The following is a 25,415-nucleotide window of genomic DNA, read 5'->3' on the forward strand; positions in this document are numbered from 1 at the left end:
GGACTATCGCCTGCGGGTGCCGAAAAAGGTGCGCGAGATTTCGCGGCCGAGGGTGCGTGCACCGGACTTGAGGAACGTGTCCATGACCGAGTCCTTTCGGCGGGAGGTTTGCTGACGCTCGCGCTGTTGGGTCTTTTCTGCTTCCTTCCGTAGCCGCTCGGCTTCTTTCTCGGCTGCCTTCGCTCGCGCTTCGCGGGCCTTCTCTTCGGCGGCCTCAATTTCTGCTTGTTCGGCTGCGGCCTGCTGTTCGGCAATGCGAGTGTTCAGCATTTCCGATGCGGAGACTGGATCAACAACCTCGTCGTACTGGCCGACAAAAGCCGAACTTGAGAGGATTTTGGCAATGCTTTGCTCGGAGGCGGGGCCCATGTTTGCGGCAGGTGCCCACAGCCTGGTGGGAGCCACGGGGGAGGGACGTCCCTTCCTGTCGAGTACGGTCACGAGGGCTTCACCCGTACCGAGGTTGGGCAGGACCTCCTCCAAATCCAACGGTGAGTTGGGGAAGGTCTTGACCGTGGCACGGAGCGCCTTCTGATCGTTGGGCGTATGGGCACGCAGGGCGTGCTGCACCTTTGAACCGAGCTGTGCAAGCACATCGTCGGGTACATCCTTCGGTGTCTGGGTGACAAAGAAGATGCCAACTCCCTTGGACCGGATGAGGCGAACGGTCTGCACGACGGCATCAAGGAACGCCTTGGTCGCGTTTTTGAAGAGCAGATGTGCTTCATCAAAGAAGAACACGAGCTTGGGCTTATCCACGTCACCCACCTCGGGCAGGATCTCAAAGAGTTCTGCCAGGAGCCACATGATGAAGGTGGAGAAGAGCCGAGGGTTCTGTGAAAGCTCGGGTAGTTCGAGAGTGGAGATAATGCCCGTGTTGTTCTCGACTCGGAAGAAGTTCACCGGATCAAAGGCCGGTTCACCAAAGAAGACATCTCCTCCCTCGGACTGGAGGACCGCGATTTCGCGGAGAATCACTCCGGCTGTTGCGGGAGCGATGCCACCTAGGTTCTTCAGCTCATCCTTCCCCTGGTCGGTGAGGAAGTTGACGACGGAACGTAAATCTTCAAGATCGACAAGGGTCAGTCCCTGCTCATCAGCCCAGTGGAAGATCAGCGACAGGGCGGACTCCTGCGTGTCATTCAAATCAAGAACACGTGCGAAGAGTAGGGGACCAAACTCTGTGACACTCGTGCGAATCGGGATCCCAGTGCCTCGACCACCGAGGGAGAAGAGCTCGGTTGGGAAGGAGCCGGCCACCCAATCCTGACCCTGCTCCCTGCAGCGAGCAAGCAGGCCCTCGTTGGAACCGCCTTCTTCGGCAAGCCCGGTGAGGTCACCCTTGATGTCGGTGAGGAAGACGGGAACGCCATTGGCCGAGAGCCCCTCGGCGAGAAGTTGGAGCGTGCGGGTCTTGCCGGTACCGGTGGCGCCTGCGACCAGGCCGTGCCTATTCATCATTGCGAGCGGTAGGGTGATTGGAACGGAGGGGACCGGCTCCTCATTCTCGATCAGCACACCAATCTGCATGGCACCCTCGAGGCTGTAACCCTCCTGCACGATTCGCGCATAGTCAGACAACTGCGCACCATCCGCACCTACAGGTGCCGTTCCATCGGACGGTTTCGGTGTTGTTGGAGAAGTATCGGCCTGCGGATCTGGAACAGAATCATCTCCCTGCTCAGCCTCACTCATCGCACCGTCACCCACCGGTAAATTGGCTGCAGCAGTAACGGAGTCTGGCTCTGGAAGACTCTCAGATGCTACTGGTTCGGGGCTGCCAGTATCGGTGGGGTTGGTGGCTGATGCTGCGGCGAGCGCCGCATCCAACGCTGCCTGTGCGGCTTCTGCTTCCGCTCGTGCCGCTTCGGCTTTTGCTTGGGCTGCTTGAGCCTTGAGCCGTGCAATCTCTGCTTGATCCATAGAATCAAGGATAGGGTGAGCGTCCCCAGGATGTGAGGTGAACGATCATGCACCTCACGAACTCCTCCCGGTGGTGAGGGTGGCTGGCGGGGTGATTCTTGGTGGATGAAAGCGAAAGAACTCATGAGGGTCGCGTACCGGGTGGGTACGGGTGAGGATGTGATGGCCCCGCCGGAGCGTGATGAGCGGAGCCTCCGCTTTGCCTACGACCCGCGCACCGCGATCCTCATCATTCTCGTGTTTTCCCTCCTGTGCGGGGTTGTTGTTGCGTGGACACTGTCGCGTCCCGTTGAAGTTATGGCACTACCCGGCAACGAGCCAGAAACAATTACGCAAGAAAGTAATGAGACCGCAGGAGGCGGGGATCGTGACCACGCCACGACCGGTGGAGAGGCTGAAGGCGGATGGCTCGGCAGTGAGGAAATGGACCAATCAGGGGGAGCCTCGACCCCAGAGGAACACAGTGTTCCCGTTCAATCACCAAGTGAGCCAGAAGCTGGTTCACTAATCACGGTTTACGTATCGGGACACGTAGCGAATCCAGGTGTTATCGAATTGGCTCCGGATGCACGCCTGATTGTTGCCATCGAAGCCGCGGGAGGAATGACAGCTGACGCGGATCCCGATGCTCTCAACCTCGCACGCACCCTGGTTGATGGCGAGCACATTCTCGTCCCAGCACCGGGTGATCCGCCCCGTGAGCAAGCTGCACCAAGCTCGGGTTCAAGTGAAGGAACCGGATCCGGAACCGAATCAGCCCCGGCAGGGCCGATCAACCTCAATACGGCGACAGTTGCAGAACTCATGACACTACCCGGGGTTGGTCCCGCGATCGCTGGCCGCATCGTTGACTGGCGCGAGGCAAACGGGGGATTCACGACCGTTGAGGAACTCATGGAAGTATCGGGGATTGGTCCGGCTACCTTCGCCAACCTCGAAGCCCTCGTCACGGTATGAGCCACGGCGACCTGCGCATCCTGCTCGCAGCCGGGGCATGGTGGATCGCAACAATCGGGAGTCTCCTGCTTGGAGCCGGGCCCATCATCACCATTGCCGTCACCATCGGTGGAACCCTTTTCTGCACGTATCTCGTGCGGCGCCATTTCGGTCGAGGTAAGCAGATCAAGTATTGGACCCCAACCCTTCTCGTCATCGTCGCTGCGGTTCTTCTCGCCTCCGGAGTGACAGCCGCCCACGACTATCAGGCGAAGCAGGGCACCCTCCCATCACTCATCCAAGCCAAGGCTGTCGTCACGGTACGGGGAACGGTCGAGTCCTACCCGAATCCCGCTCGGGACAAAGTGCTCGTGACAATGAGCGTTGACGAGGTCGAAGGCAGGGGCGAGATATCAACGGGATACTCGACAGTCATGCTCGTTGGAAAGGAGAGCCTTCGAGAACTCAACCTCCAAGAAACCGTTTCAGTCCTCGTGCGCCTCGAACCAACCGATCGGGGATCTCAAACAGCCGCCTGGGCAACAGTATTGGCTGAGCCCGTTCTCCTGAAGGAGGCGGGGCCTGTATCACGGTGGATTGCGATGCGAGCAGATGCCATGATGAGGCACCTATCGGGAGAGTTACCGCAGGTGCGCGGTCTTGTTCCGGGACTCGCAATCGGTGATGACTCCGAGATCCCAGAGATACATGGGGATGCGCTCGCGGCCGTGAACCTCACGCACCTGACAGCGGTCTCGGGAGCACACGTGTCGATGATCTGCTCCATTGTTCTCAACCTGATCGGCAGAAAGCATCGATTCCTTGCCGTGCTTGGTGCCGCCGGTGTTCTGGGTGCACTCATTCTCGCCACGGGGGCGCAGCCTTCTGTCATGCGGGCGGGGGTCATGGGCGTCGTTGTTCTTGCGGGAGTCTGGATGCGCAGACCGTCGAGTGCATTACCGGCACTCGGAGTCTCAATCGTCGTGCTTCTGGCCACGGATCCGTACCTCGCCCTTGCCTACGGATTCATTCTGTCGGTCGTCTCCACCGCCGCCATCATTACCTGGACCCGCCAAGTCACGGCACTGCTTGCTCCCGTGTTCACGGTCCCGGGAGCGAACCTCCTGGCGGTCCCCATCGTTGCTCATCTCGCATGCGCACCGATCATCCTCATGCTCAGCGACACGGCGTCTCTTTGGTCTGCCCTTGCCAATGCTCTGGTGGCTCCCGTGGTTCCCGCCGGGACAGTGTTTGCACTCGCGGCACTCATTTGTGCCCCATTCCCGCTCCTTGGTCCGTTCCTGGCGTGGCTGGCGGCGCGGTGCGTGTCATGGATCGACATTGTGGCTGGCGAGCTGGCCTCGTGGCCAGGCTCTGGACTTCCTGGTGAGCTGGTCATCCTGATCTATCTCATTGTCCTTCTTCTTGCTTGGCTCCTGACCTATCACCGGCGCACCGCATATGTCGTCGCAACCGCCGGCTTGGGTGCCATGTCGATGCGCTTCCTCCCATCGTCGACCCCCGACTGGGACATCGTGGCGTGCGATGTGGGGCAGGGAGCGGCAACACTGTTTCGTCACCGAGAAACGACCTACCTTGTGGATACGGGGATGAAGGGGGAGGGACTGGAGGACTGTTTGGAGGCGTCAGGTGCACGTGTGGACATCCTCATCCTCACCCACCTTCACGACGATCATGCAGGGGAGGCGGACCTGGTGATTGCTAGTGGAACACGGGAAGTGTGGGTAGGTCCCGGAATTGGATCCCAGCTTCCACGCTGGGACGATGTTCACGTTCGTGAGGTCAAGGCAGGTGAATCGCCGGACGGGATTGAGATCCTGTGGCCGGAGCGGGAACGCAACTGCACGAGTAGCTCATGTGAGAACGACCAATCACTTGTCGTCAGGGTTGATCTAGGACAGACCCTCCTCATCCCGGGCGACATCGAACTCATGACACAGTCCCGACTTGCTCGAGCAGACATCGCCTCCGATATCGTGCTGGTACCGCACCATGGTTCACCCGCTCAGGACCCCGAATTTGCACGAGCACTGGGTGCTCACCTCGCCATCCTCTCCTACGGTGAGAACAGCTACGGTCACCCGGCACCTGCCACCATCGACCTTTACGCCACCTACGGAGAGATACGTACAACCGAGGGAGGGCACATCTTCCTCAAAATTGATGACACGAAATAGGATTCGCGCGGCCCAGGATTGTAGCGCGTCACCCCCTGCGGATTTTGACCTGCGGATCGTCTCCGGGCGGTCTCGCATGGGATAATGGCGGAATGGCGCAGGCAAAGAAAAGTGGACCCGGATGGGACACGGTTGAACTCGCACCCGTTGTTCTCATTAAGTCGAAAGAAGAGGCACTTAGCGATCGGGCACGCGACAGGCTCATCGGGCAAGCTCGCCAAGCCGACCCTGAGATCGAAATTGTAAAGCTCGATGCGGGAGACTACCCTCCCGGTGAACTGGCAGTCCTAGCCAGCCCATCGCTGTTTGGCGGCGCAAAGCTCGGGATCATTACCGGCCTAGAATCGATGACCGATGCGTTCCTTGACGATGCCATGGAGCTGGTTGCTCACCCGGGCCCCGAGCTCACTCTCATCGCCATTCGTTCCATGAAGTCACGTAGCGCCGCTCGAGGCGTAAAGCTCGACAAGCTCATCGAAAAATCGGGTTTCCCCGTCGTCGATATCCCCGAACTCAAATACGATTCCGACAAGATTGCGCTGCTGAAAGCGGATGCGAAGCGAGCAGGTCGCACCGTGGCGGAAGATGCCCTTCGCATGCTCGTGGACGGTCTCGGAAGTGACATTCGTGAACTCACTTCGGCACTGCGCCAACTGATCGATGACACTAGTGGCACGATCACCGTGGCGCACGTCAACACCTACTACGGTGGGCGAATCGAGGCGACCGGATATGCGGTTGCAGATGCCGTGGTGGAAGGAAACCTGGCTTTTGCCCTGCAACAGATGCGGCACGCACTATCGACCGGCACTCATGAAGTTGCTATCGTCTCCGCACTCGCATACAAGTTCCGGGACATGGCCAAGGTTTCGGCAACGATGGGGAGGGATGGGCGAGACGTCAAACTGTCGATGGCTCCCTGGCAAATGGACCGCGCCAAGAAAGCCCTCCGGTTCTGGTCAGATGCCGCGCTAGCCCGCGCCATCACCGCCATCGCACAAGCCGATGCCGACGTGAAGGGCTTCCGTGGAGAAGCACGCGACGCGACCTATTCCCTGGAGAAGTGCATCCGGGTTGTTACTGCCGCCCGCAGGCTCTAGCTCTGATCTCAAGATTTAGCGCCGGATCTGCCGACCCGAACGAGACAGCGCTGTCAATATCAGGAAGACCGGGGATTGGACCCGGCGCAAGTCTCTCGCGGGACCGGTTCGGGGGAAGGTGAGGGAATGAGCATAAGAAAATGGCGGCACATCGTGCCGCCATTCCCACATGATTTACTCTTAGGCATCGATCTTTGCGACGGCCTTGGCAAGCTTCGACTTGCGGTTAGCTGCCTGGTTGCGGTGGATTACACCCTTGGAGACAGCCTTGTCGAGCTTGCGGCTAGCAGCAGCAAGAGCAGAGGTAGCCTCATCCTTGTTGCCCTCGGCAGCGAGAGTACGAACCTTGCGGACGTAGGTCTTCAGCTCGGCCTTGACGGCCTGGTTGCGTACGCGAGCCTTCTCGTTGGTCAGGTTACGCTTCTTTTGCGACTTAATATTTGCCACGATCTCAATTCTTTCGTCGACTTCGCGGATGCGAATGATTACACGGTCAGTGAGGGCTCCGCCATGACCGGGACGAGGGCGTGGGGCACCCTGTGGTGTGGTCGGTGGCTACGACTCAGCTATCGACCAGATAGCAAGTCCGATTTAAAAGGTTACCAGTTACTTGCCGTGAATCGAATTAATAGCGGACGTAATCTGTGTGAACCTCGTCTTATCGAGCTTGCCGCCTTCGCGGCGAATCGAATTCTTGTGAGCCAGAAGTAGCCGATCGATGCGAACTTCGGAAGGTCTGCCCTCGGGGTCCCAGTTGCCGGAACCCATGTCCATCCAGTGCCGGCCCAGATGATCCTCGTACCTGAATGATCCCGGGCCGTCGACGTGATCCTTCGATGTCATCTGAGCAAAGACCACGCATTCGCCAATGCGTGCCACCACGAGGACGGGACGATCCTTACCCTGGGTGGGGTCGTCCTCGTACGGTACCCATGTCCACACAACCTCACCAGGATCAGCATCCCCATCGTCAGCAGGCTCGTAGGTGAAATTGGGGGCACCAAACTCGGTAAAGGAGTAAACGATCGCCTGATCGTACGGGCCCGGCATGCCACCACCCGAACGTGAAGGCTGAGGGGTCGCGTGCCTAGCCTTGTTTGCGGGGCGGGATGGCGAACCTGAGCGGGGTGCTGACTTCTGCTTCGAGTCTTTTGTCAGCTCGTCGGTGACTTGGCGTGCGAGCCTGCGCGCCTGCGGGGAGCGCAGTGCTGACTTGGCTACATTCAATGCTCTATTAAGGAAACTCACGGCCCCACCTTAATGCGATTCTTTCCAGGTTTTCAGACTTTCGCTCGCCCAACGTGGCCGAGGTAGCCGTGACTCCGTGAATAATGTCAGTGCTTTGGTGAGGTGGGTAAGTTAAAAGCACTGTCCCCGCACAGGACCGGAGCCCGATGCGGGGACAGAGCGATCAATGCTGACGAAGATCCCTTCGTTGCTTTGCCACACTCAAGGAAGGTATGGCCGGGTTCTAGTAGTCCCGTTGGAAGCTCCGATTGAAGTCCGGGTCGTGATCGTCACGGAATAGCAATTCGGTCAATTCAACGTGCACCTCTTCGACCTTGGGAATGTCGTGAAGGCGCAGCGGATTATCAGCTGAGGTCTCGAGGATGAGAGTGCCGCAACCAAAGATCCGGTCAATGAGATCGTGCTCATACGAAACGTTGGAGATGCGGGCGAGAGGGATGTCGTGTCCATTCTTGGCGATGATGCCCGTGCGGGTGATGATTCGGCGTGAGGTAACCGTGTAGGTATCGGTCGCCCACTTGAGCCAGGGAATGATGACCTTCCAGACCATGAGGATGACGGCGAGGCCGAGCACCACGAGAGGAGCCCACGGCTTCAGTGATTCGGGAATGAAGATGAAAGCGGCAATGACGGCGGCAACGAGCAGGATGCCGAGGCCGATGGAGAGGAAGAGTTCTTTCACATGGCTGTGCATGTGGCGGATGATGACCTCATCCTTGCCTAAATACTTTGTCGGTAGTCCCATGGCAAACATCGTCCCACACGACAGGTTGATCCACCTCATGTATCCGCAATTTTGCGTGGGGACTTGTCCCAAAATGAGGGCGTGGGATATCCCCCGGCAAGAATGGCATTGAGCCCGTGACCAGGGAGGTCGCGTGTCGCTCCTACGAGATGATTGCGGTAAGAATCAACAGGAAGAACGACAGGGGGCCAGCCGCCAAGGTCACCAGGCCGGCGATGATCGTAATCCGCAGATCGGCCTTGAGGTAGGGCGCCTGCACGGTGCCACCGGCTGCGGCAATCGCTGCCCGTTGGGCGGCTTTTACTCGGGGCATGAACTTTCCATCCCTCAGGCTTGCCTCGTAGGCTGCGTCTTTGATTCGCTGGTTGATCTCTTCATCCCGCGTTGACCTGCCATCGGCCGTGATGATTTCTTGGCTCGGTTCAACCTGAAGGTTGGCGAGCTCATCAACGTGCTTGGAGAGCCTGCTCCCTCGGATCGCGAACACGAGGATCCCGAGGAGGAGGAGTGCAGCGATGATGAGGAAGAGCCAGACGGAGGGGTGCCCGTCCCTGACCGCATTGATCGTCAGCCACAGCAGGAGACCGGTGAGGAGTCCATTGATGGCCACGAGGATGGTGCCCGGTCCTTTCAACAGTTTGACCAGGAGCGGGAGGAAAAGGGAAAGAGATCCGGGCAACGCACTCATGGGTCTCATTCTCTCAGCTCGTGGCTCATAAGTAATGGGAGTTTGCTGAGAATTACCCTAGAGCGAACAGGGAGTTGGGTCGGTTGGGATCGCCTAGATCCCCAGAACCTTCACTGAGTTGCAAAGTGTTTCGATCGCCTCGGTCATGTTCATCCGCGGGAGGGCTCCACAAGGTCGGTTGAGGCAGGTCACCCAAACATGTCATTGGTTGGGGAGCAATGACGGGTAGACTAGTTTGGAACATAGAATGGAGACCAGTGTCTACGTTGAATCCCACCCAGTCACTCCAGCCGGCAAAAACGCCCGCTGACCGGTTGCGGAACTTCTGCATTATTGCGCATATTGACCACGGCAAATCGACCCTGGCCGATCGCATGCTTCAGCTCACCGGCATTGTCGAGGAGCGTCTCATGCGCGCCCAATATCTTGACCGGATGGACATTGAGCGCGAGCGCGGCATTACCATCAAGTCCCAGGCAGTCCGCATGCCCTGGACCGTGGATGGCACCGAATATGCGCTCAACATGATCGATACTCCCGGGCACGTTGACTTCTCCTACGAGGTCAACAGGTCGCTCGCCGCCTGCGAGGGCGCAATCCTCCTGGTGGATGCCGCCCAGGGCATCGAGGCGCAAACCCTCGCGAACCTTTACATGGCGCTCGAGAACGATCTGGCGATCGTCCCCGTTCTCAACAAGATTGACCTCCCGGCAGCGCAGCCGGAAAAGTATGCGGAAGAACTCGCCTCCCTGATCGGTGGTGAACCCGAGGACTGCCTGCGCGTATCGGGCAAGACTGGTGAGGGCGTTTCTGACCTGCTGGATCGGATCGTGGGTGAAATCCCGGCACCCGTTGGTGACCCGGAGGCTCCCGCCCGCGCCATGATCTTCGACTCCGTGTACGACTCCTACCGCGGCGTCGTCACGTACGTGAGGGTGAAGGACGGACTGTTCACGCCCCGCACGAAATTGACCACGATGTCTACGGGAGTGACGCACGAGCTTCAGGAAATTGGCGTGATTTCCCCCGAGCCGCGGCCGGCGAACGGTCTTGGTGTGGGAGAGGTCGGCTACCTCATTACGGGTGCAAAGGATGTTCGCCAGACTCGCGTCGGTGACACGGTCACGATCTCCGCTCACCCCGCCACTGAGGCACTCCCGGGCTACGTCGAACCGAAGCCCATGGTGTTCTCCGGTATCTACCCGATCGACGGCTCGGACTTCCCGGCACTGCGTGAGGCCCTAGACAAGCTACAGCTCAATGATGCGGCCCTGACCTTTGAACCAGAATCGTCCGCAGCCCTCGGCTTTGGTTTCCGCTGCGGCTTCCTCGGACTGCTCCACCTAGAGATCATTCGCGAGCGGCTTGAGCGTGAGTTCGGTATCGACCTGATTGCGACCGCTCCCTCCGTCATCTACTCGGTGACGAGCGAGGACGGCACCGAGATCGAGGTGACGAACCCGTCTGAATTCCCGGATATCAAGGTCGACAAGATTTCTGAACCGATGGTGCAGGCTACGATCCTGACCCCGGCCGACTACATTGGTGCGGTCATGGAGCTGTGCCAGCAGCGACGTGGAACGATGGGCGGCATGGACTACCTGTCGGAAGACCGGGTGGAAATGCACTATCGGCTTCCGCTCGCTGAGATCGTGTTCGACTTCTTTGACCAGCTCAAGTCCAAGACCCGTGGCTACGCATCCCTCGACTACGACATGGATGGGGAGCAGAATGCCGATCTGGTCAAGGTCGATATTCTGCTCAACCACGAGAAGGTTGATGCGTTCTCCGCGATCGTCCACCGCGACAAGGCTTACGCCTACGGGACGGAAATGACCGGCAAACTCAAGAACCTCATCCCGCGCCAGCAGTTCGAGATTCCCATCCAGGCAGCGATCGGATCGCGTGTCATTGCTCGTGAAACGATCAAGGCGCTCCGTAAGGACATGCTCGCAAAATGCTACGGTGGCGACATTTCTCGTAAACGTAAACTTCTGGAAAAGCAGAAGGAAGGTAAGAAGCGCATGAAGTCGATCGGTCGCGTCGATGTTCCGCAGGAAGCATTCGTTGCAGCCCTGACCTCGGATCAGGCTCCCGCGAAATGAAATGGCTCCTGCTTGCAGCCATCATCATTGTCATGATCGTGATTTGGGCAAGAGCCAACCCGCCCGGAAAATAATGACCGGTCGAGCCGCGGAGTGCACGTGCTTCCCTCACGGTTCGCACAGCACACCGCTACAGTGGAGAGCATGCTAGTCACCCACCTGTGTATTGTATCCGAACTCGTGCCCGTCCCATTCGGGCGAGTCGGGGTCACCGCCATCAACAAACTACCCGTCACCGGCCCGATTAAGATTGTCCCAATGGGGTTGTGGGGTGACATCCAGTGCGATCGCGCCAAGCACGGCGGAGTCGAGAAGGCCGTCTATGCCATGTCGAATGAGCAGATGGCGTGGTGGGAGCAGGAACTGGGCGAAGAGCTACGTCCCGGGATCTTTGGGGAGAACCTGAGGGTCGATGGTGACGTCGATTCGCTGATTCTCGGGTCTCGCTACAGGCTGGGAACGGTCGAGCTCGAGGTGACAGGATGCCGGAACCCATGCCGAACCTTCGAATACTGGCGCGGGGAAGAAGGCTGGCTGAAACGCTTCCTCCACCACGGCTACTCGGGAGCCTACTTTCGAGTACGAGTTGCCGGCGAGGCCCAGGCGGGGGACGAGCTTTTTGAACTGCACGTACCCGGTCACGGCATCACAGTCCGGGATCTCTTCCATGACCGCACCAACCACGTGGAGACGCTCGCAAAAGCCCACCGTGCCGGTGACATTGAACTGGCCACCTACGTCCAAAACTATCTACCAGAAGAACTAAGGAACACACTGTGACCGAGCCCCATCACCGCCGCATCACCTCCTTCGTTAGGCGCAGTGGACGCCTCCCGGAACGGAACCAGCGCGCACTCGACCAATACGGGGACCGGTACGTTATTGATGCGAAAGTGGATCGCAGCCTCGTTCTGACCGAAGTTCCGGACCTCACGGAAATCTTTGAACGGGACGCACCGCTCATTGTTGAGATCGGTGCGGGGGCTGCCGACCAGATCGTTGCCCACGCCAAGGCACATCCCGAAATCAACCACCTGGCTTTTGAAGTCTGGTGGCCGGGAGTGGCCGCCTCCGTTGCCCGGATCGTTCGCGAAGGGGTCGATAACGTCCGCATGATCTGTGCTGACGCAGTCCCTGCGCTCCCTCTCATGTTTGGACCCAACCGGCTGCCCGACGAGGTGTGGACCTTCTTCCCAGACCCGTGGCAGAAGGCACGCCACCGTAAGCGTCGCCTTGTCACCCCGGATTTCGCTCGCCTCGTCGCCGGTATCCTCCCCGAGGGTGGTGTTTGGCGGTTGGCGACCGACTGGGATGACTACGCGTGGCAGATGAGGGACGCGATCGCGGCCGTCCCCGAGTTCATCAACCCTCATGCCGGGCAGCGCCCCGACGAGGACGATCCCGCAGAAGCCGGGATCACGGGAGGATTCGCACCCCGCTGGGAAGGCCGCATCACAACCCGCTTCGAGACCCGCGGACTCAATGAGGAACGCGGAATCCACGACCTGGAGGTGTTCCGTGCCTGAATTGCCAGACGGTGACCCGGCACCCAAGGACGGGACCCTGCCCGATATTTCCATGGACAGGCCCTTCTCGGCCTACGTTCACGTCCCGTTCTGCCAGGTGCGCTGCGGGTATTGCGACTTCAACACCTATACGTCCACCGAACTGGGACCCGGTGCCACACCGCGTGAATACGACTCCCAGTTGCTTGGCGAGATCGCACTCGCCGGCCAGGTGCTTGATGGTGGGAAACCCCTGTCAACTATTTTCTTCGGTGGTGGCACCCCCACCTACCTGCAGGCATCCCAGCTTGCCCACATCCTCGGCGTTCTCGAACTTGTCTTCGGCTTTGAAGACGGCGCGGAAATCACGACCGAAGCAAATCCCGAAACGGTTGATGCCGAGTATCTGCGTTCCTTGAAGGACGCGGGTTTCACACGGGTCTCGGTTGGAATGCAGTCCGCCGCCACCCACGTGCTCGCCACTCTCGACCGCCTGCACACTCCCGAACGGGTCCCCATGGTCATCAACTGGGCACGGGAGGCCGGGCTCTCCGCTTCCGTTGACCTGATCTACGGCACCCCCGGGGAGTCCCTCGACGACTGGCGCCACTCCCTGGCTGAAGCAATAGCCATGAATCCCGACCACGTTTCCGCCTACGGGCTCGGTATCGAGCCGGGGACGAAAATGGGGCAGCAGGTGAAGAGAGGAATCCTGCCCGACACGGATCCCGATGATCTTGCTGCCAAGTATGAGATCGCGGACGAGATGCTGAGCACGGCCGGCTACTCCTGGTACGAGGTTTCAAACTGGTCAAAGCCAGGCCACCAATCGCGCCACAACATGGCGTACTGGCGCAACAGCAACTGGTGGGGATTCGGCCCTGGGGCGCACTCCCACATCAACGGCACGCGATTTTGGAACGTCAAGCATCCGAGAGCCTGGGCCGAACGACTCAAAGCGGGGGAATCACCTGCTGCAGCACGGGAGATTCTCTCCCCGCAAGAGCGTGCCGAGGAGGACATCATGCTCGGCATCCGTTTGGCCGAGGGACTGCCGGATACGGCTGGGCTGGCAGGACCTGGGCAAGCCCTCGACCGTGCAGAGCTCGCCAAGCGACGTCACAAGACCATGATCTTGGCACACGATGGACTTCTGGATCCCAGCGAGCTAACAGGTGGCCGGATGGTCCTGACCCTCAACGGACGGTTGCTAGCAGACACCGTGATCCGGCAACTCTGGGACTAGCAGTCAAGGCGACCTCTTTGAGGCGACTTCAATAGCCGGATGAATCGAACACGCGGTAGGTCGCTGGGAGAGTGCGATCGGGTACGTACCGGGCTGTCGCACTGCCTCACTGTCTTAGTACGTACTGGCTACCAAGCAGCCGAACGATGCGGTGGGAAAACATGTCCGTGAGCTAGGCAAGCGCAATGGGCACTGACTCATTCCCCGGGCTAGGGCGGTTTGGCCGAACTCTTCGGCGATCTGCATCACGTTCGTGCGGGGTATGGTCCACAGTGTCCCTGGCACCCTACGAGTGCCTGCGTGCCACGTGCGAATATTCAACGATCGATGGAAATTTAACCAGCCAGGGGCCTTCGCAAAGCGTTACGAAGGCCCCTGGACCTGTACTAGCGCCTGACTAGTGGTGTACGGCTATTAGCCGTTGGCGACGATGTCGTCGATCGCGGCATACCCGAGGGTCAGGCCCTGGCCAATGGTGGCACCGGGTCCCGGGTAGACACCACCGAAGACGTTGGCTGCAGCGTTACCGATGGCGTAGAGGCCGTCGACCGTGCCACCGCCCGACGAGTAGACGCGGGCCTTCTCGTCTGCTCGGAGGCCGCCACACGTGCCGAGGTCGCCGGGGACAACTTTGATCGCGTAGTAGGGGCCCGAATCGGAGAGAGGCCGCAGGTTCGGGTTCGGCGTGATGGTCGGATCGCCGTAGTAGCGGTCGTAGGCCGTCTTTCCACGCTGGAAGTCATCGTCGGTGCCCTGGGCAGCCAGGACGTTGAAGCGCCTGACACCACCCGGCAGGTCCTCCGTGCCGATCTTACTTCCCAACTCAACAATCGTGTCCGCTTGAACGGCAACCCCGGCCTTGTACCACTCGTCCGGAATCGGCATCATCGGCATCTTCACACCGCCCATGACGTAGTTCTTCACAAACTTGTCATCGATAATCATCCAGGCGGGCAGGTGCGGTTCTTCTCCATCATCAATGCCGAGCATGGTCTCGCCTGCACGCATGTAGTCGATCGACTCGTTGAAGAAACGGTGGCCAGTACGGTCAACAATGAGGGAGCCGGGCAGTGAACGTTCCGCGAGGAGAACGGTGGGGCCGGCGCCTTCCTTCAGTTCCGGAATTGCCGGAAACCACCAGGACTTGTCGAGTAGATCAAGGTCCAGTCCATGCTTTTCGGCAAGGTCAATCGTGTCGCCCGTATTGCCGGGAGCACCGAACTGCCAGCCGCTTTCAATAACCTCGGACTGGTATTGCTTGCGCTTTTCAATATCGCGATCGAAGCCGCCAGCGGCAAGAATCACGGCGCGGTTCGCGCGAATACGAACTTCTCGACCGTTTCGTTCGACAACGACGCCAATGGCCCTGCCGTTCTCGATGACGAGGTCAACGAGAGGAGTGTCGTTCCAGAGGTCCACTCCTGCCTTCTTGGCGCCCGAGTAGAGACCCGCGGCGAGTGCCTTACCGGAGGCCGTATAGTCCCTACCGAAAGCCATTCCTCCCATGCCCAGGGCGACTCGTCTCAGGATCCTTGGGAAAGCCTTGAGCGGCTTCCTCATCATAAGGTTCATCCACTTGAAGTCACCGCCGGTGATCGGCATGGGAACCGGGGCGGACAGGTCACCCGACTGGATGAGGTCCTTGTCGTCACCAAGCGAGTTCATGTCGAAGGGGGAGGGTTCAACCGAGCGTCCGCTAGCGGACCCACCGGGAACGTCCGAGTAGTAGTCCGCGTACTCGCGCATGACCTCAAGCTTCAGGTCCGTGTGGGTGACGATCGCGTCGACGGTCTTCGCGGCGTAGTCGAGATGGGTCTGCCACCTAGGCTCGGGAGAGACACCGGCTACAACCTCACGGAGGTAGGTTTCTGCACGATCCCTGCTGTCCTTCATTCCTGCGGCGCGACTGATCCGGTTACCCGGCATCCACATACCGCCGCCCGACAGTGCGGTTGAACCGCCGAACTTGTGATCCTTTTCGACAATGACAGTTTTCAGGCCAGCATTCGCGGCCAAAATCCCCGAGAATAACCCGGTGCCGCTGCCGACGATGACGACGTCGTAGTTTTCATTCCATTGCTCAGACATTTCTGGGTGCACGCTCCTTTGCGATGTGACGTGTAACGGCTGTCTCTCTCAAAATATCCCGTCAAGTGAACGACGTCTAGCACTAGGCCTGACCGGCGAATTTGGTTCCCCGATGCACAATTTGGGCAATTCGGACGGGCAGAATTGAGACTCTCCAACCTCTCCCATGTGTCCTATCTTCAGGGCGTGAAAACCCCAATAAAACCGCGGGTTTAAGGAGAGGAGAAACCTACGGTACTAGAAGCTTCACCACGCGAACTGACGACCCATTCGCGCAGGCCCAGGTGGTCAAGCTTGTGTTCTGCTACTGACAGAAAACTATGCACGGCGGGTAAGACACTGTTACTCGCTAGGAGCAGGCGTGTTCTCCCGATCGAAAGGGAGAGCCTACCCGAAGACAAGAGTAAGGAGGCCGAACACCCAATGGGAAATAGTCTGTGGTCGTTCGGTTGCGGGTCTGCCACTACGGAGATATTGAGGATTTGGGTAGGGGAGACTGCTTGTGGATATGTGGTAAGCGCACTTCCAAGAGGCAGTGGTGCAATTGCGGGTGGCTTCTGGCTATGGGGGCGTCAGGAAGCTATTGGGGTGCCGTCAGGAAGTCGATGAGTTCCTCGACCCTGCCGAGCAGCGAGGGTTCAAGGTCTTTCCAATCCCGGACGCGACCAAGGATCTTAGACCAGCCAATGCCAACGTCCTCGACGGTGTCGTGGGGGAGGCCAAGGGCCGCGAGGCTACCCTTCTTGATGTCGATGTGCTTGGGGATATGGGGCCACTCTTTCAAACCTACGCGGGCCGGTTTAATTGCCTGCCACACGTCAACGTAGGGGTGGCCGAGAACGAGGACGTGGTCGTTACCGTAACGACCAAGGGCCTCGTCTACGAGGCGGGATTCTTTCGTTCCAGGGAGCAGATGGTCGACGAGGACGGCTGCGCGCCGGCCCGGGCCGGGTTCGAAGGACGCCAGCATGTCGCCAAGCCTGTCCACGCCAGCAAGTTCTTCCACGGCAATGCCTTCGAAGCGCAGGTCCTCGCCCCAGACTTTGTCGATGAGCTGCCAATCGTGCCGGCCCTCGACCCACATGCGAGACGGCATGATCGTGGATGGTTTTGCTTGCACGCGTACTGAACCGGAGGCGGTGCGTGCCGGTGCTTGGGCCCTTGCGGCCTGCTTTTTGGGGGCGATCATGTTGACCGGTTCCCCGTCGATCCAGAAGCCGGGACCGAGAGGAAACTTTCGTTTCACCCCGCCGCGGCCCTCGAGGGTCATGAGGTATTCACCGGCAACTTTCCCACATGCCACGAGTTCCCCAACAAAACCGCTCGCCACGTCCTCGAGTACGAGGCCCACGTCGGCAGACACATCCTTTTGTGTGCGCAGACGGGAAGGCTTGGGCTGGGACAGGACATCCCTGCCATATCTGTCAGCTGGTCGCGAAGCTCTCACCGTTCCAGGGTATGCAGTAAAGTCAATCGTGCATAGAATTAGCACTCGGGCATGTCGAGTGCAAAGAGGGAGGAACGGTGCGAAGCGACCAACGTCGACTGAGGGTCTTGCAGGCGATTGTGCAGGACTATGTGCACACTCGTGAACCCGTTGGCTCAAAGGCCATTGCTGACCGGCACGGGTTCGACGTATCTTCCGCCACGATTAGGAATGACATGGCGGCGTTGGAGGAGGGCGGGCTCATTCACCAGCCGCACACCTCAGCGGGGCGCGTTCCTACAGATCGCGGCTACCGTGCCTTCGTGGACTCCATCTCCCAGATCAAGCCCCTCTCGTCCGCTGAAAAGCGTGCAATCGAGACGTGGTTGGAGGGCGCGGTCGACATGGATGATGTGCTGATCCGTGCCGGCAGGCTCCTCGCCCAGCTCACCAACCAGGTGGCTGTCGTCCAATACCCGAACCGGAAACGTCACGCACTACGTCACGTCGAACTTGTCCCCATTTCGGATCACCACGCCATGCTCATAGCCATTACCGACTCCGGCGCAGTCCAGCAGCGCACCCTGGAAATCTCGTTGACCGATGAGCTGGCAACCTCGATCGCCGCCCGGGTGAACAGTGCCACGGTGGGCAAAGCCGGTCCCGAGATCACCCTCGACTCGAAAGAATTCGATCACCTTCCTCCCCTTGAGAAGCGGATGGTGGGGGCGATCACGGCCGTGTTGAAGGATGTCATGACCGATGAGGCAGAGGAACGCCTCGTCATGGCAGGCACCGCGAACCTTGCCCGCACCAACCTGGATTTCGCCCGCACCATTACCCCGGTCCTTGAAGCCCTCGAAGAACAGGTCGTATTACTGCGGCTCTTTGCTGACGTGGGAGATGAGCTGGCCGTGACCATTGGCGAGGAGAACCAGGATGAGGGGCTGGCGGAAGCATCGATCGTCACCTCGATGTACGGTGAACCGGGTACCTCCCGTCTCGGCATCGTGGGACCCACTCGCATGGACTACGCCAACGCGATGGTGAGCGTACGTGCCGTGGCCCGCTACCTCACCCGAATCCTTGGGTCCTAGCGTGGTGGGACTCAACCTCGTGAGAAGATCACGTGCGCACATGCCAGGCCTGGCACTCCGGACCTGACCGGTTACCCTCGGGAACTTTGATAAGACTGACCGTGACCAAAAGTAACGACAACTCGAACAGAAAGATACGGCGTTAGTGGCTGACTACTACGACATTCTTGGGGTATCGCGTTCAGCGACCCAGGATGAAATCAAGAGAGCCTACAGGAAAAAGGCACGCACCCTGCACCCGGACGTTGCCGGCCCCGACAAGGCCGACGAGTTTAAGGAGGTGACGGGCGCCTACGAGGTCCTCTCCAACGAGGAGAAGCGCCGCCTGTACGACATGGGAGGCGAATCCGCAGTCCGCAACGGCGGCGGGGGAGCGGGCGGATTTGGTGGCTCCTTCCACGACATCTTCGACACCTTCTTCGGAGGTAGCACCGCCGCACGGGGACCCGTTCCCCGCGGACGTCGCGGACAGGACGCCCTCGTTCCCGTAGAAATCGATCTCATTGATGCAACCTTCGGTATCGAAACTGAACTGACGATCGATACCGCGATCCGCTGCAAGACCTGCAACGGCACCTGCTCCCGCGAAGGCAGCGAACCGACGACCTGTACTGCGTGTGGTGGTTCCGGTTCGGTCCGCAAGGTTACCAACTCCTTCCTCGGCCAGGTTATGTCCACCAGCTCGTGCGGTGTCTGCCAGGGCCACGGCACCGTCATCACCGATCCCTGCCTCGACTGCGCGGGCGAGGGGCGCGTCCGCGCCCAGCAGACCCTCCAGGTCAAGATTCCTGCCGGTATTGAGGACGGCATGAGGATTCGGATGCCTGGGAGAGGCGAAGTTGGTCCGGCCGGCGGACCCCAGGGTGACCTGTTTGTCGAGGTGCACGTCAAGCACCATCCCGAGTTCACCCGCCAGGGAGACGACCTCGTGTGCGAACTCGAGATCCCTATGACAGCCGCCGCGCTCGGTACGACGATGACCATTGAGTCTTTCGACGGACCCCAGAATGTGGAGATTGAACCCGGCACGTCCGGTGGCGTGTCCCTGCGAGTACGCGGCAAGGGCGTGGGCAGGCTGCACCGCTCGGACCGCGGTGACCTCGTCATCAACATTCACGTCCAAACACCCACGAAGCTCTCCTCACGGGAAAAGGAACTGCTGAAGGAACTAGCTGAAATCCGGGGAGAAACCCAGCCCGAAGGCAACCTGGTATCCGAATCAAGCTCTGTCTTCTCCCGTTTCAAGGACCGCTTCAGGTGACCAACCAGGTCTACTACGACCCCAACCTCGGCAAAACCGTTGAGGTTGGTTCCCCGGTGGAGCTGACAGGAGATGAAGCCCGCCACGCCCACGTCAAACGCGTCACCCCAGGTGAGGTCATCGACGTGGTCAACGGCGCAGGCACAAGGGCAACGATTAGGGTCGCCTCCGCCAGCCCCACCAGCCTTGTCGGCACCGCCGAATCGGTTTCGCACGAGGAACGCGGCATCGCCATCACCCTCGTTCAGGCACTAGCCAAGGGTGGGCGTGACGAGTCCGCCATCGAAGCAGCAATCGAAGTCGGCGTGAACGGCATCGTTGCCTGGCAGGCAGATCGGTCAATCGTGCGCTGGTCCGGACCGAAGGCGGACAAGGGGATTGCGAAGTGGGAGCAGCTGGGATTGGCCGCCATGAAGCAGTCCCGCCAATCCCACCTCCCCACCGTGAGCGGCCCCTACACGTCGAAACAGCTGACCCAGGCCATCGCCGACACCGTCCAAGACGGCGGGCGAGTCCTGCTCTGCCAAGAAACAGCAACCACGAGGCTTGCTGGGTTGGAATTCGACCCCACGGACCGGGTGTGGATCATTGTTGGTCCCGAGGGCGGAATCAGCGAAGTCGAACTCGACAGTTTCGTTCGTGCCGGCGGGGAACCGGTGCTGCTTGGCGATAATGTTCTCCGGTCGGGTACTGCAGGAACAGTTGCCGCCACGGTCGTCAATGTTTTGAGCGGAAGCTGGCGATAGGATGAGCTCACCGGCAGGAAGGTCACATGTGCAGGTCTTAAACGTCCCAGACGATATCCCCCTCATCAATCTCCTCGGCCACAGGGACGAAGTCCTGCGAGCCCTGGAACGCGGACTCGCACCCGCAAGCATCCACGTGCGGGAACGAGAGATCACGATTGACGGAGCCGAGGGGCCCGTTGCTCTCGCGGCCTCGCTTATTTCAGAACTTATCAACGTTGTTCGCGGGGGCACGGCACTGACCGTGGATTCGGTCGAGCGTGCCATCACCATCACCAAGGAGGGTCTCGCGGCCCCCTCGGATGTGATGAACACGGATATTCTCTCCAACCGGGGAAAGACCATCCGGCCCAAGACCGTGGGACAAAAGAAATACGTCGATGCGATCGACGAGAACACGGTCATCTTCGGTATCGGACCTGCCGGTACCGGCAAAACCTACCTGGCGATGGCGAAAGCCGTTGTTGCTCTGCAGAGCCGTGAGGTCTCCCGCATCGTCCTCACCCGTCCGGCTGTGGAGGCGGGGGAGTCGCTCGGATTCCTTCCCGGAACGCTGAACGACAAGATTGACCCCTACCTGCGCCCGCTGTATGACGCGCTGCACGACATGCTAGATGCTGACGCGATCCCGAAGCTCATGGCGGCCGGCACGATCGAGGTGGCGCCGCTCGCGTACATGCGTGGCCGCACCCTCAATGACGCATTTATCATCCTCGACGAGGCGCAGAACACGACGCCGGAGCAGATGAAAATGTTCCTCACCCGCCTCGGATTCGGCTCCAAGGCAGTCATCACGGGTGACGTCACCCAGGTGGATCTGCCGGGCGGCACACAGTCCGGACTCAAGGTGGTCCGCACAATTTTGAAAGACATTGACGGTCTGGCATTTGCTGAACTGTCGAGCGCGGACGTGGTACGACATCGCCTCGTTGGCGAAATTATTGACGCATACGAGCGCTGGGGAGTGGACGAGACCCAGCCCAACCATAGGAGGCGGCGTTGATCGAGTACGCGGACGAGTCGGGATTTGAACCGGCTCTCGATGGTGAAGAAATCTCGGCACTCGCACGGTACGTGCTGGACGAGATGAGAGTCCACCCCGGTTCGGATCTGACCGTCATGCTCGTGGACGAGGACACGATGTCGGACCTGCACGTCAAGTGGATGGATGAGGAGGGGCCGACCGACGTGCTCTCGTTCCCGATGGACGAGATCAGGCCCGCACCCGCCGGCCAGGAACCGGTCGAAGGGCTCCTCGGTGATGTCGTTGTTTGTCCCACGGTTGCCGCCGAGCAAGCGAAAGTAGCAGGGCATGCCACGATCGAGGAGGTCCTCCTGCTCGTCACCCACGGCATCCTGCACGTGCTGGGCTACGATCATGCAACTCCCGAGGAGGAGAAGGAAATGTTTGGGTTGCAGCGCAAGCTGCTCCTCAACTTCCTCGCGGACAGATAATGACACCCATGCTTAACGAGGTCCCGGAAGCACCCCTTGTCGGCCTCGTCATCATTCTCCTCCTCATCGAAGTGAGCGCTTCGGCACTCGATGCTGCACTTGCACGGATCACCCGGACCGAGGCCGCGGAGGCCATGGCTCTCGGGAAAAATGGGACGAAGATCGCCCACATCGTCGAATCTCGTACCGCTGCACGTGTTGCCGTCACATCGATTAGGGCAATTTCAACCATTACCGCCGGCTCCGTTCTTGCCCTCGTTGCCGCGGACTTCCTGTCCGCCTGGTGGCAGGTGGTGCTCTTCACCCTGGTCGTCGCCATCGTTCTCGCACTGATCATGGGTGTGTTTTCTCCGCGCAAGCTCGGACGAAAGAACCCGGTCAAGACCATCGGTGCGTTCGCTACACCGCTTGCCGTTCTCACGAAACTCTTTGCCGCCTTTGTCCAGAAGGATGAGGAAGAAAAGGACGATGATGATCTGGCGATCATGATGGAGCGCGTGAGCGAATCGGATGAGCTCGAAGAGGACGAACGGATCCTTCTCCAATCGGTCATGGGCATGAGGGACACGATGGTGCGTGAAGTCATGGTGCCCCGTACCGACATGATCACCATTCACACCGACACATCCCTCGACAAGGCCATCTCCCTCTTTGTTCGGTCCGGCTACTCCCGTATCCCCGTCACGGGCGACACGGTCGATGACGTGGCGGGCGTGCTGTACGTCAAGGACATTATTCGCCGCACCCACCGCAGGCTCGACACCGACGAACTCACTGTCTCCGACGTCATGCGCCAAGCCGTCTTCGTTCCGGAAATGAAGCCGGTTGACGACGTGTTGCACGACATGCAGGCTAAGTATTTCCACATGGCTCTCGTCGTTGATGAGTACGGCGGCATTGCCGGGCTCGTGACGATGGAGGATCTTCTGGAAGAGCTCGTGGGGGAGATGGTTGACGAACACGACCACGCAGCCCCCGAAGTGGAACAGCTCGGGGAGGGAATCTACCGTGTTCCCGCACGCCTCCCCATCGACGAACTCGGCGAGCTTTTTGGTCTCTCGATCGAGGATGATGACGTGGATACCGCCGGCGGTTTGCTCGCCAAGGGGCTTGGCCAAATACCGATTTCGGGCTCCGAGACCGATATCCTAGGGTTGCACCTTCAGGCAGAACGCTTCGAAGGACGACGAAAGAGGCTCGCAACGCTTGTTGCGAGGGTGGAGGAAGAATGACGAGAGCCGGATTCGTGAGCCTGGTGGGTCGCCCCAATGCAGGTAAATCCACCCTGACCAACGCGCTCGTTGGTGACAAGGTTGCCATCACCTCGGCACGCCCTCAAACCACCCGCCGCGTTATCCGCGGCATCGTCAACCGGGATGCTGGCCAGGTCATCATGGTTGATACCCCGGGAATGCACCGTCCCCGCACCTTGCTGGGTGAGCGGCTCAACGACCTCGTGCGCGAGACCCTGGGCGATGTTGATGTCGTGGCGCTGTGTTTGCCCGCAACGGACAAGATCGGCCCCGGCGATGCCTACCTGTTGGAAGAAATCCAGAAGTCACGGACCCCCGTCATCGCGATCGTGACGAAGACCGATCTCGTGACGAAGGAGCAGCTCGCCACCCACCTCATCGAAGTCTCCCAATTCCACGATTTCAAGGAAATCATTCCCGTCAGTGCGGTCACCGGTGACAACGTCGACTACCTCGCCGACCTACTGATCGGTCTCATGGAGGAATCTCCCATCCTCTATCCCGAGGGAGAAACGATCCACGAACCGGAACGCATCGTCGTTGCCGAGCTCATCAGGGAGGCGGCACTCGAAGGGGTGCGCGACGAACTTCCGCACTCGATTGCCGTGCTCGTGGAAGAAATGAACGAGCGCCCCCAAAAGCCGGGGGACAAAAGGCCGCCCCTCATCGATATTCATGCGGACCTCTACGTTGAGAGGAGCTCCCAGAAAGGCATCGTCATCGGTGCGAAGGGAGCAAGGCTCAAAGAAGTGGGGAAAGCCGCGCGCGAAGAGATTGAGAAGCTCCTGGCGTGCCGGGTCTACCTGGACATCCACGTCCGAGTAGCGAAAGAGTGGCAGCGAGACCCAAAGCTCCTAAGAAGACTCGGATTCTAGTGACACGAGAGGTGCGGCACCCCCGACTGGTCGCCACCATTATTCTCGTCCTCATCCTGGGCATGTGGGGAACGATTGCCGGACCGGGCTGGAATCCCGACCCGTATCTCAACCAGATCGTGCCGCAAACCTCCGATACTCGGATCGGTTCGAACGCCGTCACGACCCCGCCCCGCACCTACGAGGTGAAGACAGAGGTTTACGATGTGGAACTGTCCGATGGGCAGACCGTCCAAGTGACCCTTCGCACCCCGATCGGTGTCGACCACGACATTCCGGGCGTCGTGTTCATTCACGGCACCGGCACCTACCTGCACACGGCATTCAACCAGCACGCAACCACGCTGGCCTCGGCCGGCATCGCAACGCTGGTCGGGGATAAGCCGCTTGACAGCTATTCGGTCACGTCCCGCGACTACGAGCAGCTGGCACTCGCCTACGAGGACCAGTGGAATTGGCTTGCGGAACGCCCGGGCGTTGACCCGCACCGAGTCGGTGTTTACGGAGAATCCGAGGGCGCATTCATCGCCCCCATTGTCGGTGCCGCAGAGCCGCGGGTCAGCTTCGTCATCCTCGTTTCCGCGCCAGTCCTTCCCATTCGTCAGCAGGGCGCACTGGCGGCCGACACGTACCTGCGGAGGCTGGGAGTTCCCGAACAGCTCCTCCAAGCCATTCCCCGTCTCATCGGAGGCGAGCTCCCCGGCGGCTTCGACTACATCGATTTCGACGTCAGCCCCTATCAGCAGCAACTCGAACAGCCAGTCCTCATCATGTACGGAACCGGCGACTATTCCATGCCCGTCATCCAGGGCGCGAACCTCATCATCGATGACCTCGCCGTCAACGGGAACCGAGACTACACGCTTCGCTACTACGAGGATGCCGACCACGGGCTCCGGAACGAGACCGAATCTGGGGACCTGCTCCTCTCAACCGAAGCGGGTCGGGATGTGTCGAGATGGATCCTCGGACTGCCGAACACGGCCCACGCCGAGCCGCGCATCGCGGGAGACCAACCGGTCCAAAACTTCACCGCGGAACGACCCGGGGCACCGCGCTGGTACGCGTCAGGGACGGCCGCGGTTGTCATCCTCATCGCCGGTCTCGCCCTCACCGTCCTGTCCTTCCTCGGGGGACTTCTTGGTCAGATCCGCTTCCGCGGGCAACGGATACTGAACATGAAGGGCGTGGCCACCTCGCTGATCATTGCGGGAGTCGGGGTGCTCGCCGCCTGGGGAGCCTTCATCTGGTACGTCCTCTCCATCGCGGAGCTCGCCCTGTCCTACCAGACGGATGCGCTCATTGTGCGTGGCGGCTGGCTCCTCTGCCAGGTGGTGGCACTCGTCGCCGCGGCCCTCGTGGTGCATCTCCTCTACGCCTGGTTGGGTGCCCGCCCCCTCAAGGGGCTCGCACACGGAGTCATAGTCATCGGCATAATCGGCCTTGCGACCCTGTTGACGGCTCTCGCCTATTGGAATGTCTATCCCTCACTTATCTCAGGTTTGTCATAATCTGGGTTC

22 protein-coding genes are annotated in these 25,415 nt (G+C 59.9%); 15 read left to right on the forward strand and 7 right to left on the reverse strand.

Annotated elements, in window-relative coordinates:
• Positions 1 to 3: 3 nt before the first annotated feature.
• Positions 4 to 1,923 carry a helicase HerA-like domain-containing protein gene (locus BN1241_RS03395; protein WP_054952291.1) on the reverse strand — a complete coding sequence of 640 codons (1,920 nt, stop codon included), beginning with the start codon at positions 1,921 to 1,923 and terminating at the stop codon, positions 4 to 6.
• Between the two features lie 105 nt (positions 1,924 to 2,028).
• On the opposite strand from BN1241_RS03395, the gene BN1241_RS03400 reads away from it, so the two are divergent.
• The 3 genes from BN1241_RS03400 to holA all read left to right on the forward strand — a co-directional run bounded on the left by BN1241_RS03400 (position 2,029) and on the right by holA (position 6,157).
• Entirely contained in the window at positions 2,029 to 2,880 is an 852-nt protein-coding gene (locus BN1241_RS03400; RefSeq protein ID WP_054952292.1) for a ComEA family DNA-binding protein, read from the forward strand.
• Positions 2,877 to 5,057, forward strand: coding sequence for a ComEC/Rec2 family competence protein (locus BN1241_RS03405; RefSeq protein ID WP_054952293.1), 2,181 nt, complete (start codon positions 2,877 to 2,879; stop codon positions 5,055 to 5,057). Before BN1241_RS03400 ends, BN1241_RS03405 begins: the two co-directional genes overlap by 4 nt.
• A gap of 92 nt (positions 5,058 to 5,149) precedes the next feature.
• Entirely contained in the window at positions 5,150 to 6,157 is a 1,008-nt protein-coding gene (gene holA / locus BN1241_RS03410; RefSeq protein WP_054952294.1) for a DNA polymerase III subunit delta, read from the forward strand.
• Between the two features lie 180 nt (positions 6,158 to 6,337).
• Here the strand turns inward: holA and rpsT are convergent, their stop codons facing one another.
• The 4 genes from rpsT to BN1241_RS03430 form a co-directional block, all read right to left on the reverse strand.
• Positions 6,338 to 6,604, reverse strand: a complete 267-nt coding sequence (gene rpsT / locus BN1241_RS03415; RefSeq protein WP_054952295.1) for a 30S ribosomal protein S20 — start codon at positions 6,602 to 6,604, stop codon at positions 6,338 to 6,340.
• A 159-nt stretch (positions 6,605 to 6,763) separates the two neighbouring features.
• Positions 6,764 to 7,405: a type II toxin-antitoxin system PemK/MazF family toxin gene (locus BN1241_RS03420; protein WP_077138257.1), complete on the reverse strand. Its 642-nt coding sequence runs from the start codon at positions 7,403 to 7,405 to the stop codon at positions 6,764 to 6,766.
• A 223-nt stretch (positions 7,406 to 7,628) separates the two neighbouring features.
• Positions 7,629 to 8,189, reverse strand: coding sequence for a PH domain-containing protein (locus BN1241_RS03425; RefSeq protein WP_230198250.1), 561 nt, complete (start codon positions 8,187 to 8,189; stop codon positions 7,629 to 7,631).
• 103 nt (positions 8,190 to 8,292) lie between these two features.
• Positions 8,293 to 8,838 carry a hypothetical protein gene (locus BN1241_RS03430; RefSeq protein ID WP_054952297.1) on the reverse strand — a complete coding sequence of 182 codons (546 nt, stop codon included), beginning with the start codon at positions 8,836 to 8,838 and terminating at the stop codon, positions 8,293 to 8,295.
• Between the two features lie 218 nt (positions 8,839 to 9,056).
• Here BN1241_RS03430 and lepA point away from each other — a divergent pair, with 218 nt between their 5' ends.
• The 4 genes from lepA (at position 9,057) to hemW (ending at position 13,694) form a co-directional block, all read left to right on the forward strand.
• Positions 9,057 to 10,943, forward strand: a complete 1,887-nt coding sequence (lepA, locus tag BN1241_RS03435; RefSeq protein WP_082418186.1) for a translation elongation factor 4 — start codon at positions 9,057 to 9,059, stop codon at positions 10,941 to 10,943.
• A gap of 144 nt (positions 10,944 to 11,087) precedes the next feature.
• On the forward strand, positions 11,088 to 11,723 hold the full coding sequence (locus BN1241_RS03440) for an MOSC domain-containing protein (protein ID WP_054952299.1): 636 nt from the start codon (positions 11,088 to 11,090) through the stop codon (positions 11,721 to 11,723).
• Complete coding sequence (trmB, locus tag BN1241_RS03445; protein WP_054952300.1) at positions 11,720 to 12,469, forward strand: tRNA (guanosine(46)-N7)-methyltransferase TrmB; 750 nt, start codon at positions 11,720 to 11,722, stop codon at positions 12,467 to 12,469. Before BN1241_RS03440 ends, trmB begins: the two co-directional genes overlap by 4 nt.
• A complete protein-coding gene (hemW, locus tag BN1241_RS03450) occupies positions 12,462 to 13,694 on the forward strand; it encodes a radical SAM family heme chaperone HemW (protein WP_054952301.1) in 1,233 nt (410 codons plus the stop codon). The genes trmB and hemW overlap by 8 nt, the downstream gene beginning before the upstream one ends.
• Positions 13,695 to 14,108: 414 nt before the next feature.
• On the opposite strand, the gene BN1241_RS03455 is transcribed toward hemW, so the two are convergent.
• Positions 14,109 to 15,782 (reverse strand): FAD-dependent oxidoreductase, encoded by a 1,674-nt coding sequence (locus BN1241_RS03455; protein WP_054952302.1) that lies wholly within the window; start codon positions 15,780 to 15,782, stop codon positions 14,109 to 14,111.
• A gap of 580 nt (positions 15,783 to 16,362) precedes the next feature.
• Entirely contained in the window at positions 16,363 to 17,229 is an 867-nt protein-coding gene (locus BN1241_RS03460) for a DUF3097 family protein (RefSeq protein WP_054952303.1), read from the reverse strand.
• Positions 17,230 to 17,306: 77 nt separating this feature from the next.
• Between BN1241_RS03460 and hrcA the strand changes: the two genes are divergently transcribed.
• The 8 genes from hrcA to BN1241_RS03500 all read left to right on the forward strand — a co-directional run bounded on the left by hrcA (position 17,307) and on the right by BN1241_RS03500 (position 25,406).
• Positions 17,307 to 18,305: a heat-inducible transcriptional repressor HrcA gene (gene hrcA, locus BN1241_RS03465; protein WP_054952304.1), complete on the forward strand. Its 999-nt coding sequence runs from the start codon at positions 17,307 to 17,309 to the stop codon at positions 18,303 to 18,305.
• A gap of 145 nt (positions 18,306 to 18,450) precedes the next feature.
• Positions 18,451 to 19,566: a molecular chaperone DnaJ gene (gene dnaJ, locus BN1241_RS03470; RefSeq protein ID WP_054952305.1), complete on the forward strand. Its 1,116-nt coding sequence runs from the start codon at positions 18,451 to 18,453 to the stop codon at positions 19,564 to 19,566.
• Entirely contained in the window at positions 19,563 to 20,312 is a 750-nt protein-coding gene (locus tag BN1241_RS03475) for a 16S rRNA (uracil(1498)-N(3))-methyltransferase (protein ID WP_054952306.1), read from the forward strand. Before dnaJ ends, BN1241_RS03475 begins: the two co-directional genes overlap by 4 nt.
• 1 nt (position 20,313) lies before the next feature.
• Entirely contained in the window at positions 20,314 to 21,315 is a 1,002-nt protein-coding gene (locus BN1241_RS03480; protein ID WP_054952307.1) for a PhoH family protein, read from the forward strand.
• Positions 21,312 to 21,767 carry an rRNA maturation RNase YbeY gene (gene ybeY, locus BN1241_RS03485; RefSeq protein WP_054952308.1) on the forward strand — a complete coding sequence of 152 codons (456 nt, stop codon included), beginning with the start codon at positions 21,312 to 21,314 and terminating at the stop codon, positions 21,765 to 21,767. The genes BN1241_RS03480 and ybeY overlap by 4 nt, the downstream gene beginning before the upstream one ends.
• Entirely contained in the window at positions 21,767 to 22,999 is a 1,233-nt protein-coding gene (locus BN1241_RS03490; protein ID WP_082418188.1) for a hemolysin family protein, read from the forward strand. The genes ybeY and BN1241_RS03490 overlap by 1 nt, the downstream gene beginning before the upstream one ends.
• The gene (era, locus tag BN1241_RS03495; RefSeq protein WP_054952310.1) at positions 22,996 to 23,895 is read left to right on the forward strand and encodes a GTPase Era; all 900 of its coding nucleotides are present in this window, start codon (positions 22,996 to 22,998) and stop codon (positions 23,893 to 23,895) included. Before BN1241_RS03490 ends, era begins: the two co-directional genes overlap by 4 nt.
• Positions 23,895 to 25,406, forward strand: coding sequence for an alpha/beta hydrolase family protein (locus BN1241_RS03500; protein WP_054952311.1), 1,512 nt, complete (start codon positions 23,895 to 23,897; stop codon positions 25,404 to 25,406). The genes era and BN1241_RS03500 overlap by 1 nt, the downstream gene beginning before the upstream one ends.
• The last annotated feature ends 9 nt before the right edge of the window (positions 25,407 to 25,415 follow it).

The sequence above is a fragment of the Flaviflexus massiliensis genome (genome assembly GCF_001375495.1).
GTDB lineage: Bacteria > Actinomycetota > Actinomycetes > Actinomycetales > Actinomycetaceae > Flaviflexus > Flaviflexus massiliensis.